Source organism: Burkholderia sp. AU45388 (genome assembly GCF_030481585.1).
Lineage (GTDB): Bacteria > Pseudomonadota > Gammaproteobacteria > Burkholderiales > Burkholderiaceae > Burkholderia > Burkholderia sola.
The window spans coordinates 90,883-106,516 of the sequence record NZ_JAUJPV010000007.1; the positions used below are offsets into that span (position 1 = coordinate 90,883).

Consider the following 15,634-nt stretch of genomic DNA (forward strand, 5'->3'; position numbering starts at 1 on the left):
GATTGCGGTGGCATATCAGCAGAAACATTCCGACGCGTAGGTATGGTCTGCGAAACCTTCGCGTTACTTCGATCAGCGCGCGAACGTCCGGTTTCCGGCCCCCAATCGGGCGAGGCTAATATCGCAGAAAGGTCGAGCACGGCCTTGATGAAGTGACGGCCAAGCAATGTCAGACCTGATCTGACGCTGACTGAGAGATCCGGTCTTGACTTACGCACCTGACGAATTCGTAGCATACGTCTTGTTTTGCACACGCCCTATGCCTAACGGCCAGTCCCCCTCATTTCCCCATTTCTGAGATGCCAGCCCGACTACACTGGTCATGAAGCCTTGCTTCTCACCATCGGAAGCTGAACGCAGCCCTCTCCGCACCGATGGTCGAAAGAAAGCCGTCTTGCCCAACAAGACCGAGCGAAGAGGGGAGAAAGAAGGGGAAACCCGAGAGACCAAAGAAGCGCGGGCCGCATGGGCGGCAACCCATACGACCCGCTGACCACCACCAACTCGCACAAGGAGTCGGAAATGGCTGACGCCAATACTAAGCCACGTCGTAGAAAGAACAAACCCGTCAACATGCAGAAGACGTTTGAGCTGGTCCTTCGCAACTACCCGGACCTTCCCAAACGAGGCTGGCCGTACCTGCCCTGGATGAAGGCGATCGACATTGATTTCAAGATCTTCGGATTCAAGCCTGGCGACCGCGTATACCTGAACGTCAACTACGTGAGTCGGCAGATCACGATCACGCCGGACTACAGCCAGTTGGCGCTGCGAGAGCAGCCGTACCACGATCCTGACCGGGGACCGTCGCCGTTGTAACACCTGCAAGGGCCGCTTGATGCGGCTCTAGCGAGTGGAATGCGGGCGTTGCATGAACACGACTGACCGCCGGGGCACCACCGCCCCGGCCATTGCCGCGAACGCCGCGATTCACACCTCTAGCGATCTTCAACAACTGTCACGACCGCAAGGCCAGTGAGGCCGCACCGCGCCTGCCGAAATAGCCGTATGGCGTCAAATCACCGCCCGCCGACACGCCGCTTCACAACCGTCCCTCGCTGCAACACATACTCGACCCGCGCGCCTTCATCGGCCACGACGCCAATATCCTCAAGCGGATTCCCATCCAGCACGACGAGATCGGCGATCGCCCCAACCGCAACGACCCCAAGTTCCCCCGTCATATTCACAATCTCCGCCGCCACCATAGTCGCCGACCTGAGCGCCTCCAGATTCCCCAGCACCTCCGCCCGAATCCGGAATTCCCCAGACTGAAACGCATGCATCTCGCCGAGCAGATCCGATCCGAACCCCATCTTCACGCCGGCCTTCGCATAGATCTCAAGCGACTCGCGCCCTTTCTGCTGCACGGAAGCCACCTTCGCGATGGAATCCGCCGGCATCCCAAACTCCGCCCCATGCTTAGCCAACGCGTCATAAGTCACCAGCGTCGGCACCACAAACGCCCCCCGCTCATGCATGAGCGCCGCAGCCGCCTCATCCACAAGATTCCCATGCTCGATCGTCCGCACGCCGCACCTCACAGCCCGCGCAATCGCCCGCCCCGTATACGCATGCGCCATCACATAAGTATTCGCGGCCTCAGCCTCATCGACGATCGCCCGAATTTCATCCTCCGAATACTGCGTGTTCGCAATCGGATCGGTCGGCGAAGCCACGCCGCCTGACGCCATGATCTTGATCTGCGTCGCGCCTTTCTGAATCTCCTCGCGCACGGCGAGCCGCACGCCTTCGACACCATCGACGACCCTTGCAATCGCCCCCGTCCTGAAACAGCAGGAGCAGGGCTCCAGCAAATCGCCACGCGGCCGGAAATCCCCATGCCCGCCGGTCTGCGACAACGCCTTCCCCGACGGAAAAATCCGCGGCCCCGGAATCAGCCCCGTCTCGACCGCCTGCATCAAGCTCCAATCCGCGCCCCCCGCATCCCGCACGCTGGTAAACCCCCGCGCCAACATCGCATCGAGAATCGGCAGCGACCGAATCGCCGCGAGAATATTCGGCTGCGTCGCATTCACACCAAGGTTCGCATTCGACGCCAGCACATGCACATGGCAATCGATGAACCCCGGCATCACGGTCTTGCCGCGCACGTCGATCACCTGCGCATTCGGCAAATCCACCGGCCGATCGGTGACTTCGACGATTCGCGCGCCTTCGATCACGACATGATGATGTTCGAGCAACACGCCTCGTTCGAGGTCGAGCACGTTGCCGCCTTGAAGCACGGTAATGGTCATGGGAGAAATATCCTTATCGAGTCGTTGCGGCCGCACGCTTCGCATCTTTCACGAAGCGCGTGCCGACGAAACTGACGGCCGCCGCGAGCATCACGTAGAACGCGGGCGCCATGTTGCTGCCGGTGCGGGCGATGAGCCACGTGATCAGGAACGGCGCGAACCCGCCGAAGATCGTCACCGCGAAGTTGTACGCAACGGATAACCCGGTCGACAGCACCTTGGTCGGAAACAGCTCCGCGAACGCCGCGAGGATCGGCCCCGTATAGGCCGCGATCAGCACGCCGAACACGGCCTGGAACACGATCAGCGACGCGAACCCGGGCGCATGGTTGATCCACGAGAACATCGGCCACGCGAGCACGAGGATCGCGAGCGCCGCGCCGGACAGGAACACGCGCCGTCCCCACGCGTCGGCGAGGCGTCCGACGATCGGCGAGCAGCACATGATCATCAGCCCGCCGACCATGCCGGCCGTAAAGCCGGTCGACTGCGGCAGATGCAGCGTGCGCACGGAATAGGTCGGCATGTAGAACAGCAGCACGTAGGTGCAGACGGTCCACAGGATCACCATCGAGAAACTCGCGAACGTCTCGCGCGGATACGTGTGCAGCACTTCCTTCAGCGGCGAGCTTTCCTTCGCCTGCGATTCGACGGCGCTGAACGCGGGCGTCTCGTCGATATGGCTGCGAATGAAGTAGCCGACCGGCCCGACGATGATCCCGAGCAGGAACGGCAGCCGCCAGCCCCAGCTATGCAGCGCCTGCGTGTCGAGCGACGTCGTGACGAACGTGCCGGTCGCCGCACCGAGCAGCACCGCGAAGCCGATGCTCGACTGGATCCAGCTCGAGTAATACGCGCGCTTCTCCGGCGGCGCGTATTCGGTGAGGAACGCGGTGGCGCCGCCCATCTCGCCGCCGGCCGAGAAGCCTTGCAGCAGCCGCGCGACGACGATCAGGAGCGGCGCGGCGATGCCGGCCTGTTCGTAGGTCGGCGCGATGCCGATCAGCGCGGTGCCGGCCGCCATCAGCAAAATCGTGAGCGACAGCGCGGCCTTGCGTCCGACCTTGTCGGCATAGACGCCGAGCACGATGCCGCCCACCGGGCGCATGAAGAAGCCCACGCCGAACGTCGCGACGGTGAGCAGCACGGACGTCAGTTCGTTGCCGGTCGGGAAGAACAGCTTCGCGATGATCACCGCGAAGAAGCTGTAGACGGTGAAGTCGAACCATTCGAGGCCGTTACCGATCACGGTCGCGACGATGGCGCGGCGGCGCTGTTGTACCGCCGCATCGACGGAAGGCGCGGCGCGCGGGGAAAGCGTTCCTTGCATGGTCTCTTCCTTTGTCAGAAGTCCGAAGACGGGACGGCTGCCCCGCGTGAATCCCATGCTAAGGAGAGCCGCATTTTTTTCTGAAACGAAAGATTCGCATGCCTGCATGCGCTGTACGCATGCGTCGCGCCCGCGGTAGTCAGGGCGCGGTCTGCTTCTCAGCCTGTTCGAACAGCCAGCGGGTGAACAGGCGGGCGGCCTGGTTCTGCGCGCGGTCGTTCGGCGAGATCACGTAATAGCCGCCGCCGTGGCTCGCGGACGCTTCCGTCACGCGCACGAGCAGGCCGGCTTCGATGCATGCGTCGATCATGTAGCGCCAGCCGAGCGACACGCCCTGGCCGAGAATCGTCATCTGCACGATCTGCGGATAGGAGTTGATCGTGATGTCTTGCGGTTGGGCCTTCTGCCGGTCGACGTCGTTCATGTCGAACCATTCGGACCACGACATCCATTGGCGCTGGCCGTCTTCGAGGCGCAGCAGTGTTTCGTTCGCGAGATCGGCCGGGTCGAGCGTGCGGCCGGCCAGATAGCCGGGCGCGCAGACGGGGAACACTTCCTCGTCGAACAGCCGGCGTGCGGCGTATTCGGCCGGCGCCTGCTGGCGCACGTAGTAGACGCCCACGTCGAATTCCGCGGGCGACATCGATGCCAGGCCGTCGCGCACGATCAGGCGCAGCTTGATGTTCGGATACGTGGCGCGGAAGTTCGGTAGCCGCGGCGTGAGCCACAGCAGCGCGACGCCGGACGAGCACGCGATCGTCAGTTCGAGATCGCCGTACGGCTTCATCACGTCGTGCGTGGCTTGCGCGCATTGCGTGAGCAGATGGTGGACTTGTGCCGCGTATTGTTCGCCGGCGATCGTCAGCCGCAGCGAACGGTGTTCGCGCACGAACAGCGAGCGGCCGAGAAATTCCTCGAGCTGCTGGATCTGGCGGCTGATCGCGCTTTGGGTCAGATGCAGTTCGGCGGCGGCTTTCGTGAAACTCGCGTGCCGCACGGCGGCTTCGAACGCGATGAGGCACTGAAGAGGCGGCAGGGGCGTGATGCGCATGGCGGGCAGGGAGTCGAGGGCGCTGCCTCCATGATACGGGCGGGGTCGACGAAAATCCCGATCCGCGAAGGGCGCAGTGGATTCGCCGTATTCATTCGTGCGAAGATTGGGCGAAACAGCACCCGACACGTACCCGAGAACGACGTGACCCTATCAAACCCTGAGAGCAACGTGAAAGCCGTCCACCCACCCTGGATGCCCGTCGCGCTGGCCGAACTCGGCATCCGCCGCCACCCGCCGGGCAGCATCAACCCGCGCATCGTCGAGTACAACAACCAGACGAACCTGGTCGGCTACGACGACAAGATTTCCTGGTGCTCGTCGTTCGTGAACTGGTGCATGGCGCACGCCGGATTCCGCGGCACCGGCTCGGCGCTCGCACGCTCGTGGCTCGAATGGGGCAAACCGCTGGAGCGCCCGGTCTACGGCTGCATCGCGATCCTGACGCGCGACGATCCGACGAGCTGGAAAGGGCACGTCGGTTTCTACCTGCGTCACGACGATGAGCACGTCCACTTGTTCGGCGGCAACCAGTTGGAAGAGGTTCGCGAACTCGCGTATCCGCTGAACGAAGTGATCGGCTACCGCTGGCCGGCCACCGAGTGATTCGTGGCTGTAACACACGAAAAATCCAAAATGCGGACGTTCCCGCCATTGCCAATCCGTCGAACACACCACATTGACCCACCTGGAGCCCCGTCGGCGAGTCCCCCCACGAGATAAGGGGCTCGCGCGTGGACGTACCTCAAATCTATGCGCTTGAGTTCACCGTGCTGGCGAAGCATTTGACTGTAGAATCGCGCCAGAGAGCTTGTGTCATACTACTGACAATAAAGTAAGCAAAAAGTAATAAAGGGATGGAAATGGATGCGCAAGACATCGTGAGGGCGATGCAGGGCGGATTGCTTCAGCAAGATCGGCTGCTGAAACTCGACACGCCCTTTGGGGAAAATGTATTGCTACCCCAGCGCACTGTGGGCTGGTCTCGGATCGGCCGACATTTCGACTTTGCGGTCGACGTCCTGTCGACACGAGGCGATCTCAAGCTGAAAGACCTGATCGGTCAATCTGTTACCCTCTGGATTCAGCAGGCAGATCGGTCCTATCAGCCACGAAACGGTTACGTCTATGCCGCCCGAAGACTGGGATCAGAGGGTGGGCTGACCAGCTACCAGATCAGCTTTGCATCATGGATGCATTTCCTGAAATTTCGCCGCGATCAGCGTATCTGGCAGGACAAGCCTGTTGATGAAATCCTCCGGGATGTATTCAACGCGCATCCGCAGGCGAAAGGCCGATTTGAATTTGCGCTGTCCAGGCAGCTTCCGCCGAGGTCGTACTGTACTCAATACGAAGATGATTGGAATTTCGTCCACCGGTTGATGGAAGAGGAAGGACTGTTCAGCATCTGGAAGCAGGCCGACGATGGTAACTCGCATACACTCACTATCACGGATCACCTAGATACGTGTGAACCCCTCGCCGCGCGGTCGGTTCAGTTCTCTCGATACGGTACTAACAGCGAGGTTGACGCGCTGGTTCACTGGTCCGGCTTGCGAACCCTCCATAGCGCGGCCCTGACCACTCGCACATTCGACTATAAGTATCCGTCGCCGCTTGCGAATCCGAAGGGCACCAATATCCCGACCGTGTCACATCAGCTGCCGGAGCAGTTGGAGGTGTATGAGTATACCGGCCCCTATACGTATCTTGATCAAGAGCGTGGCGATCATCTCACCAAGGTGCGCATGGAGGAGTGGGAATCACGCGAAAAGCGGTTTTACGGCACGGGGGGACTGCGCGGTATCGATGCTGGGCGATGGTTTGAGCTTGTTGGCCATCCGGAGCATGACCGGGAGTCGAGCGAGCGCAGTCAATTCGCAGTCGTCGAAGTAATATGGCTGATCGAGAACAACCTGCCGGGATCGAGCCATCACGGGAACCTTCCTCACAGCCTGAATGGGCGTTTGGCTAAAGCGAAAGCTACCTTCGACGGGCAACCGACCGCTGGGATTACTCATTTCGATGGGGGCGAGGGTTTCTTCTTGGTTGAAATCGAGGCACAACGTAAATCGGTGCCCTTCCGTAGCCCGTACGAACACCATAAACCCGTCATGCAGATGCAGACGGCGACGGTTGTCGGTCCGCAAGGTCGTCGCGTTTATACGGATGAGTTGGGCCGAGTAAAGGTTCAGTTTCATTGGGATCGGATCGGTCAGCGTGACGAGCGTAGTTCCTGCTGGGTCCGGGTGAGCCACCCTTGGGCAGGCGAGGGATTTGGGATGATCCATGTTCCTCGAATCGGCGACGAAGTCGTAGTGTCGTTTTTGGACGGGGCACCGGATCGCCCCCTCATTACAGGTCGCGTGTCGAACGGAAATAACTTCGTGCAGTGGAAACTGCCAGATAACCAGGCGTTATCGGGGCTGCGTTCCAGAGATCTCGAGGGAACGCAGGCGAATCAAGTTGTAGCCGACGACACACCAGGAAAACTGCAGGTTCAAGTATCGAGCGACTACGAGCAGTCACGCCTCGTAGTTGGCTACAACACACGCATTGACGGCAACGCGGGGCGAAACGAAGCTCGCGGCACAGGGTGGGAGCTGGCAACGGATTCCTGGGGCGTGTTGCGCGCGAACCGAGGCATGCTGGTGACGACCGAGGCGCGTGCGGGTGCAACGGCCGCCGCGAAAGATATGAGCGAGACCGTTGACCGACTCGGAAAGGCGCAGCAACTGCATGACGCGCTGACGAAGATCGCGCAGCAGAGCGAGGCGCAGGATGCGGACGGCCATCAGGCCGACATCGTCAATACCATTGCGGCACAGAACGAACAAATTCGCGGTACGGGCGCTGGCAGCAACAACGAGTTTCCGGAGTTGTCGGAACCGCATCTGGTGATCGACGGCAAGGCGGGTATCGAGATCACCACACCAGCGACCGTGCATGTGGCGTCTCAGCAGGCCGCGATCACAACAGAAGGTCATATTGGTATTGCGAGTGGACGCAGCCTTTTCGCGACGGTGCGAGACACGCTTCGTTTGTTTGCGCAGACTGGCCCTATGCATCTTGTCTCGGCTGCGGGCGACATCGTATTGAACGCGCTGACGAAGTCAATTGTGGCGCGAGCACAGAAGCAGATCCTGCTGGAAAGTGAGGAGATTCTGCTGCGTGCTCACAAATTCCGCGTCGAGGTAAACGGCAGCTTCCTGAATATGGATGCGAGCGGGGTGGTGAGCGGAACAACAGGAAAATTTACCGCGTACGCAGCTTCTCATGATTTGCCAGGCCCGAAGGACCAGATGGTCGATTTATCTCCGAAGAAGATCTGTGTCGAATGCATGCTTAAGGCAGCTCGGGGCGGAGCGGCCCTGGTACCCCGTTAATCCGTAGACTTACCCATGATGACAGACCGACTTTCCCGTTTGGGGCGACGTGCGATCCAGGCCGTCGCCTTTGCTGCCATTTTTGGCCTTGGAGCATGCGATAAGCATCCCGGCGCTATGGCACAGCCGCTTGACCTGTCGAGCCTGCCGAAGCACTACGATACGCTGGGTGTGGGCGCCTCGACCCTCAACTACTCCCCTTGGTACATCCATAAGTGGGGATTTGAGGGGCCGGAGGGGGCGGGGGTAAGCGGCGGTGGCCCCAACGTATTACCCGCTGAAGCAGACAATAAGCCGTCCGGTGGCGGCGGTGATATGTGCTGCAGCGACATCCCCTCTGTATGGCAGCCGGACCTGAGGCTGACGGTGCGCTGGTTGGTTGACAAGAAGCAGGACGGAAAGACACCGGGGTACTGGTACAAGGCGGAAAACGTTCGGATCCCGAAATACGGAAAAATTATGGGCGGCCTATGGGCGGTCTTTTTGCCGGATGACCGGGTCCGTATCATGGTTGCCGACGGCCAGAAAGGTGACTTAAACGACCCCGGCATACGTCCTCCAGACACCGATCCGTACATCGCGCACGGGGTTTTGGATCAAGAATGGAATCGGTTGTACCGGAATGGAGGAGGCGCGAAATGAGCCTCAGATGGGCGGATCCGATGCCTCAGGGCGGGCGTATAGCAGGTAGTATCACGGCGTTGAGAAAAGGGCGTGCGTTGGTGTGCGATGCTCTAATGTCTTGCCCTCAGACACTTCATATCACGCTGTTCTTTGACGGCACGAACAATAACGACGAACAGACAAATCCGTTCCGGGATTCGCTTGTTCACACACATTCCAATGTTGCGCGTCTGTATAACGCGGCACTGGACCGATCAGAAGAAGGGATATTTCGCTTCTATATTGCGGGTGTGGGTACACCGTTCAAGAGTATTGGTGAGCAGACGTACTCGACTTCCGGCAAGTCAATGGCATCCGGTTTTGGAAGTCGATGCGTGTGGGGCTACACGAGAGTACTGAATGCTATATATCGGGCTATTGCTACGGACAAGACGCGAAATCTGATTCCGGATAGCGACGTCCAAAGAGTTTGTACAGAAGTGGCCGATGGTCACAAACTCCCGCTGGTTGGCTATACCGATCGATTGGGTCTCGCCCACAAGCAGGCGATCGACGAGGGGCGATATCCGCACACGATCAAGCAGATCTGGATCAACGTAATTGGATTCTCGCGGGGGGCGGCATGTGCACGCGTATTCGTCAACAAGCTGATGAATGAATGGGCACGGGACGGGCGGATTGGATACCAGACTGGCAAATATGCTCTGAATTACAAGGTTAACTTCGTCGGTCTTTTCGATACAGTTGCCTCCGTTGGCCCTCCCGACTCGACTCGTGCGACCGTGGACTTTGGCACGTTTGATGGGCACTTCGCGTTCGCTAACGACGGTCGGCTCGATATTCCTAAGGATGTGCGATTCTGTTATCACGCGTTCTCGGTGCACGAGCAGCGTATGAGTTTTCCGCTTGATTCAATCCGTAACGGAGACAGCTACGGCGGCGGCATCCGTGACGAGGTAGCTTATCCGGGCGTCCATTCGGACGTGGGTGGCGGCTATGCGCCGTGCGAACAGGGTAAAGGAGGAGCCGCAGCGAAAGCTGGGGACGACAGCTATAAGCTTAGCCAGATCCCGCTGCACGATATGTATCTTAAGGCCGCCTCGTACGGTGTGCCACTGATGGATAGCGATGCGATAAGTAAACGTGCCGATCTGGTTGCCGACTTTTCTCTCGACCAGTCGGTGATCGATGCATTTAACGCTTGGCGAAAGACCGTCGAGAATGTTAACAGTGTGGAGGACGCGCTGAAGGTCGGATTGGGCCAGATGTTGGCGTGGCGTACGCTGCGCGCAGACATTGGTAATCCACAGCGCTATGTTACGGGGCAGTCGTTCTTCAAGCGCGCGCACGAAGACAAGATGACGCCGCACAAGGTACAGCAGGCGGTTTCTAAGGCGTCGGAAAACGATCCGACCATGAGTAAGCTCAGGTCGCAATCTCAACTGCTCCAGGCAAACGCCCTGTCAATGGGAGCGGGATACGCGTCGTATATGAGCTCTCAAAAGGGACAGGCAACGGCGCTGAAGGAGGCCATGGACCGGCGCAACGAACAGTTATGCGGTGCAATTGCTCATCCCGGTGTCGCTAACCCCAAACCTGCCCGTCCGGGCGAGGGGCCGCTCGATGTTGCGACCAACGATCAGACCGACCTTCGGCAGGGCGCGGAGGAAATGCGGCTGCTTCTCGGCTACCTGTATCCAGACCAGTGCGAACGGTGGAAAGTGAAGCGCACGGATCATCGCCCAATAGTGACCCGCGGTGGTGATGTGATCAAGGTACCACCGACATTTGTCGTCGAACATGATCAGCCCGGGAGTGATTCCCCCTGCGTGACGCTTGCGTATAGCGGAATACTGCTCAACACGGTCTGGTCGACGCTCGTGCAGAATTATCGCGTCCAGGACGACGTTATGGCTGCGCCATTACCTGGCGTGGAATCATTCCTACGCCAACATACATCTCCCGACGCCGTGAACAAGTTACCCACAGGGGCCATCACTCTATTTGATGACTACGTACACGATAGCCGCTGCTGGTTCCGGGTGCCGTATTTTCACGAGTACGCGCCAGGAGGGTACGGTTTCCCACGAGTCGTGTTTGTTGGCGGAGATAAGCGCAAGGCATATCTCGGCCTTGCGTCAAACGCTTCGCAGCTGGACTTGGGTAATGGCAGAACCCAAGCTGGGTGGGCTTGAGGCGGATTGGAAAGCAAGCCGATAAACAGGATTTCAGATGGAACTACAAGCTACACCCTCGCAAGCGCGCCTGATGGGGCTGGTCGACGCGGCGGTATGTCCGCCGAAAGTGGTGCCTTTGCTGCAGCGTGCTGGCGTACCGTTTCTCTCCGTTTTCGCGGGTCTGCCTGAAGAGGAACTCGGGCCGGCTTCATTATTTTTGGTCTCGGTAGATGACACGGAGGCGGATTGGTTTGTAGAACTCGATCAGCTCGACCGTCATAGTCCATGCCTGTCCTTGATCTTCAGCCGGGTTGAGATGGACGCGCTCGTCACGCATCTGCAAGCATTCCTGTTTGCGGATATTGGCGACAACATGACCGCGATGGTGCGATTCTTTGATCCGCGTAACACAACGGCCGTTTTGAACACATGGGGTGAGCAGATTCGCGGCATGTTCATGAGCCCTATCGAGCAATGGATGTACCGGGGGCGTCACAGGGAGTGGCAGCACATTCGAAACGAATCAATGGCAAGCGCGAGGATCTGCCGTTCCGTCATGGTTCAGCTCGAGCCGGCGGACGTCAATGCCCTCACGGCGCACACGGAGCCCGACGAGATTCTGGCTTCACTGATCGAGTCCGGCGATGTCGACGGAGAGCGTACCTACCTTGACCGCTTCGAGGATTTTATTCCTCGTTACCTCGGTGCGGTGCAGTGGGGGATCCGCGAGCCGGGGGATCGCCTTTCTTTCTGTCAGCATACCTATATGTACGGGCAGGATTTCGATCGGCATCGGTTTGTTCATGATTTGCTGATTCAGCGTCAGCGGTCTGATGAGTCGTTTAGTGTCGCTATTACTGGCGTCCCGGAAAGTGTATGGGCCGAGATTGAGCGGATGGGTCCGCACGACGCCGGGAACGCTTCTCGGCCCGTTACGTTATAGGGAGTACGTATGGCATTGCAGATGATCGTGGTCGGTGATGCGACCTCACATGGCGGACGAGTGATCACTGGATCGGAAACACATAGCATCGATGGCAAAAAGATTGCGCGTTTGCACGATCTGGTGGACTGTCCGGAAAAATATCCGGACGGACGACCACATGGAGTCAACAAGATAATCGAGGCGCATCCGACGGTAACGATCGATGGTCAACGCGTTGCGTTGCACGGCCATCATACCGAGTGTGGGTGCACGTTAATTGGCAGTATGACTGCTCGTGTGGGCGACTGAACGATGCGTAGGTTCACGTCGGTCGTGTCGAGGTGTGCGATTCACGGACATCGTTTCACTTCTAAGGGCGCCGTTTTCGTTGTGTGGTGGAGCTCGCAGCTCCGTTAGGAGACGAGAGCTCCACCATGCGCCGCTGATGTTCAGCGAGGGCCTTGTCGACGCGCCATTCGCGGTGCCGAATTCGCTCTTTCGTTTTGTCGAAGGCACTTTCCATCTCCTCCGCGAGAGGTGTGATTTCGGTCAGATCCGCGCGCGATATGATCGACGGGTGTCTGGCCACTAAGCGAGCCGTGCGGGCGCCGCCGGTTGTAGTCGAACTTCCACTCCTCCATTCGTTGATCGATCGCATTCTCGGTCGGCGAATGATGCGACCTGAATTCGTTGATGTCAGTGAGCTATGATCGCTTGACTTTGCCATTGAGGTGTAGCGAGCGTGGCGGAATAGGTTGGAATATGATGCAATCGCTCGTCAAACGGCGCCGCACCGACTCAGCGAAGAACTCGCCGCCTCGGTCTGGATACGCTGGATCGGGAACGGCCTTCCTCGATGACGCGATCAAGAAAGAGCAGCGTATTTCGGGCAATTCTACGTGGGTAATCCCCAGTACCCGGAACCGCGAGCTGTCGTCAATTGGCGTGTACTGGTACGCGCCTTGAGCGATCGATACGCTTCAACGACAAGGCGGTCTTGCATATCGACCGACGCGCCGCGCCCCGCGACCGCCTCACTCCGTCAGCAGTTCAGCGCCGCGGCGCGACGAGATGCCGACCAACTGCTCGGCGGGCTGCGGCCGCGCGAACAGGAAACCTTGCCCCTTGTGGCAGCCGATCTCCTGCAGGAAGGCCAATTGCTTGGCCGTCTCGATCCCCTCCATCACGACGTCGAGCCCCAGCGCACGCCCCATCGCCACGATCGCGCGCACGATCGCGTCGTCCGTGCTGCCCGAGCCGCAGTTCGTGAGGAACGACCGGTCGATCTTCAGCGTATCGACGGGTAGATCCTTCAGATACACCAGCGACGAATAGCCCGTGCCGAAATCGTCGATCGCCAGGCTGATCCCGCGCGTCGCCAGCTCGCGCAGCAGGATGCCGATTTCCTCGCGGGTGTTCATCGCCATGCTTTCGAGCAACTCGAGCTGCAGGTATTCGGCCGGCAATGCGGTTTCGCTGAGAATGGTCGTCAGGTCGCTGAGGAAGTGGTCGGTAAAGCACTGCCGTGCCGATACGTTCACCGACACCCGCCCGAACTCGAAGCCCTCGTCGAGCCAGCGGCGCGCCTGTCGGCAGGCTTCGTGCAGCACCCATCTGCCGATCGGGACGATCAGCGCGGATCGCTCCGCCAGCCCGATGAAGTCACCCGGCGGCACCAGGCCGCGGTGTGGATGCAGCCAGCGCAGCAACGCTTCCACGCCGACGATCCGGCCGCTCGCCAGATCGTATTGCGGCTGGTAGAACAGGCGGAATTCGTTCTGCTCGAGCGCGCGATGCAACTCGCCGAGCGTCTCCAGTTGCTCGATCGCCGACGACGTCATCTTGCTCTCGAAGAACTGGAACACGTTCCTGCCGCGGCTCTTCGCGCCGTACATGGCCTGGTCCGCGAGCAGGATCAAATCCTCCGCCTCGGCGCCGTCGTCCGGATAGATGCTGATGCCGATGCTGGGCGTCACGAAGATCTCGCGACCGCCGATATCGATCGCCCGTCCCACTTCGTCCAGCAGCGTGCGCGCGACGCGTCCCACGTCGCGAACGTCGTCGATCTCCTCGAGCACGAGCGCGAATTCGTCGCCGCCCATGCGCGCCACCGTGTCGTTCGCGCGGACGTTGGCGACGATGCGCTCGGCGACCATCTTCAGCACCTCGTCGCCGGCGTTGTGGCCGAGCGTATCGTTGATCAGCTTGAAGCGGTCGAGATCGAGGTACATCACCGCGACCTTGCGACCGAACCGCTTCGCATGGCCGATCGCGTGCGCGAGCCGTTCCTCGAACAGCATCCGGTTCGCGAGGTTGGTGAGCACGTCGTGCGTGGCGAGATAGCCCAGCCGTTCCTCCGCCTGGCGCCGCTGCGTGATGTCGGAAAAGATCGCCGCGTAGTGAGAGATCTCGCCTTTGCTGTCGCGAATGCTGGTGATCGTCAGGTATTCGAGAAACAGTTCGCCGGTCTTGCGGCGATTCCAGATTTCGCCTTGCCAGTGGCCATCGGTCGTGAGCGAATGCCACAGCTGCTTGTAGAAATCAGGCGTCTGGCGCCCGGAACTCAGCAAGCCCGGGTTGCGCCCGATCACTTCGTCCTCGCTGTATCCGGTCAGGCGCGTGAACGCCTGGTTGACGCGCTCGATCCGCGCGTGCCGGTCGGTCACCATGATGCCTTCGAGCGCCGATTCGAACACGCGATCCGCCATGCGCAGGTTGAAGCGCGCGAGCCCCAGCGCTTCGTCGCGCTCGCGCAAGGCGCTGCGCAGCTCGTTCGCGTATTCGTGCTCGATGCTCTGCAGCACGTCCGCGAAGCAGAGCAGCCCGGTCAGTCTGCCATCGTCGCCGCGGATGCCGACATGCCGCATGTTGTGTTCGGTCATGAAGCGCTGCGCCGCATACAGGCTTTGCCTGGCGGTCAGCATCTGCAGCGGCCTGCTCGCATGGGCGCCGACCGCGCCTTGGGCGCCGCCCGCGCCTTGGGCGCCGCCGTCTGCCAGCAGCCGGACGATGTCGCGTTCGGTCAGGATGCCGTGCTCGCCGTCGTCGTAGCCGACGAGGATCGCATCGAGCCGTTGCGCGCGCATCCGTGCGATGACGTCGTGCAGCCCGGCCTGCTCGGGCACCACGACGGGCGGATGGACGCGGATCGACTCGATCGGCTTCAGGTGCAGGAAAAATTCCGGGCCCTGGTTCACGACGACGTCGGTTTGCGTCAGCACGCCGATCGCGGCGCCATCCCGTACCACCACGAAGTGCCGCACGCCCGACTGCTTGAACTTCAGCGCGGCTTCACCGAGTGGCGTGTCGGCCTCGAGCGTCAGCACCGGATGGCTCATCACCTCGCTGACCGGCCGATCGAGTTCGTCCGGATTGCCGCCGGCCGACAGGGCATCATGCTCGGTCCAGATCCCGACGACCTGTTCCGCCTTCATCACGACGATCGAGCTGCAACGTTCGGCGAACATGCGTCGCGCGGCCTCCCGCACCGGCGTGGCGGGCGCGCAGGACAGAATCTGGCGCGCGACGAGGCGCGCGATCGGAACATCGTAGCTGTTCGGGTACATTCTCTAACCAAGACGAAAATTTCTCGGCGGCGCGCTTCGATCCGGCCACCTTCGGGCGCGCCCGTGGTGGCCGGCAAGGCATGATGTTGCTTGCCTCGGCGGGGGCGCACGCATCGAACTCGACCGCGCGGCATCGACCCGTCGCTCGAGGTGCCGTGGCGACGAACGCGGCACGTTTGCCCCGGGATCGCGATCGATGCCCGGTTGTCCGGCGAAACCGCACGCCGGCGCACCGCCCTCGCACGGGCCGCCGCCCTGTGTTAACGGCAGATTCGGCGAAGAGTTGAGTGCGAGGACAACATTCGTGCCGTACG

General features: G+C 60.5%; 11 protein-coding genes and 1 pseudogene. 7 read left to right on the plus strand and 5 right to left on the minus strand.

Annotated features, from left to right (window positions below; all coding sequences use genetic code 11):
* The first annotated feature begins 522 nt into the window (after nt 1-522).
* Nucleotides 523-819, plus strand: coding sequence for a hypothetical protein (locus QZM72_RS14765; RefSeq protein ID WP_077177931.1), 297 nt, complete (start codon nt 523-525; stop codon nt 817-819).
* 200 nt (nt 820-1,019) lie between these two features.
* On the opposite strand, the gene QZM72_RS14770 is transcribed toward QZM72_RS14765, so the two are convergent.
* The 3 genes from QZM72_RS14770 to QZM72_RS14780 form a co-directional block, all read right to left on the minus strand.
* A complete protein-coding gene (locus QZM72_RS14770; RefSeq protein WP_301738499.1) occupies nt 1,020-2,261 on the minus strand; it encodes an amidohydrolase family protein in 1,242 nt (413 codons plus the stop codon).
* Between the two features lie 13 nt (nt 2,262-2,274).
* The gene (locus tag QZM72_RS14775; RefSeq protein ID WP_175976844.1) at nt 2,275-3,591 is read right to left on the minus strand and encodes an MFS transporter; all 1,317 of its coding nucleotides are present in this window, start codon (nt 3,589-3,591) and stop codon (nt 2,275-2,277) included.
* Nucleotides 3,592-3,730: 139 nt separating this feature from the next.
* Entirely contained in the window at nt 3,731-4,642 is a 912-nt protein-coding gene (locus QZM72_RS14780) for a LysR substrate-binding domain-containing protein (RefSeq protein WP_301738500.1), read from the minus strand.
* 195 nt (nt 4,643-4,837) lie between these two features.
* On the opposite strand from QZM72_RS14780, the gene QZM72_RS14785 reads away from it, so the two are divergent.
* From QZM72_RS14785 to QZM72_RS14810, 6 genes are all read left to right on the plus strand, one after another.
* Nucleotides 4,838-5,248 carry a TIGR02594 family protein gene (locus QZM72_RS14785; protein WP_027782440.1) on the plus strand — a complete coding sequence of 137 codons (411 nt, stop codon included), beginning with the start codon at nt 4,838-4,840 and terminating at the stop codon, nt 5,246-5,248.
* Nucleotides 5,249-5,505: 257 nt separating this feature from the next.
* Nucleotides 5,506-8,028, plus strand: a complete 2,523-nt coding sequence (locus QZM72_RS14790; protein ID WP_301738501.1) for a type VI secretion system Vgr family protein — start codon at nt 5,506-5,508, stop codon at nt 8,026-8,028.
* A gap of 15 nt (nt 8,029-8,043) precedes the next feature.
* Complete coding sequence (locus tag QZM72_RS14795) at nt 8,044-8,670, plus strand: DUF3304 domain-containing protein (protein WP_301738502.1); 627 nt, start codon at nt 8,044-8,046, stop codon at nt 8,668-8,670.
* Nucleotides 8,667-10,847, plus strand: a complete 2,181-nt coding sequence (locus tag QZM72_RS14800; protein ID WP_301738504.1) for a DUF2235 domain-containing protein — start codon at nt 8,667-8,669, stop codon at nt 10,845-10,847. The genes QZM72_RS14795 and QZM72_RS14800 overlap by 4 nt, the downstream gene beginning before the upstream one ends.
* Nucleotides 10,848-10,884: 37 nt before the next feature.
* A complete protein-coding gene (locus tag QZM72_RS14805) occupies nt 10,885-11,772 on the plus strand; it encodes a DUF4123 domain-containing protein (RefSeq protein ID WP_301738505.1) in 888 nt (295 codons plus the stop codon).
* A 9-nt stretch (nt 11,773-11,781) separates the two neighbouring features.
* The gene (locus QZM72_RS14810; RefSeq protein WP_077179869.1) at nt 11,782-12,063 is read left to right on the plus strand and encodes a PAAR domain-containing protein; all 282 of its coding nucleotides are present in this window, start codon (nt 11,782-11,784) and stop codon (nt 12,061-12,063) included.
* A gap of 61 nt (nt 12,064-12,124) precedes the next feature.
* Here QZM72_RS14810 and QZM72_RS14815 read toward each other — a convergent pair.
* Both QZM72_RS14815 and QZM72_RS14820 read right to left on the minus strand, forming a co-directional pair.
* Nucleotides 12,125-12,734 (minus strand): annotated as a pseudogene (locus QZM72_RS14815) (integrase core domain-containing protein); the annotation flags it as partial.
* 54 nt (nt 12,735-12,788) lie between these two features.
* Nucleotides 12,789-15,320, minus strand: a complete 2,532-nt coding sequence (locus tag QZM72_RS14820) for an EAL domain-containing protein (RefSeq protein WP_301738506.1) — start codon at nt 15,318-15,320, stop codon at nt 12,789-12,791.
* Between the last annotated feature and the right edge of the window lie 314 nt (nt 15,321-15,634).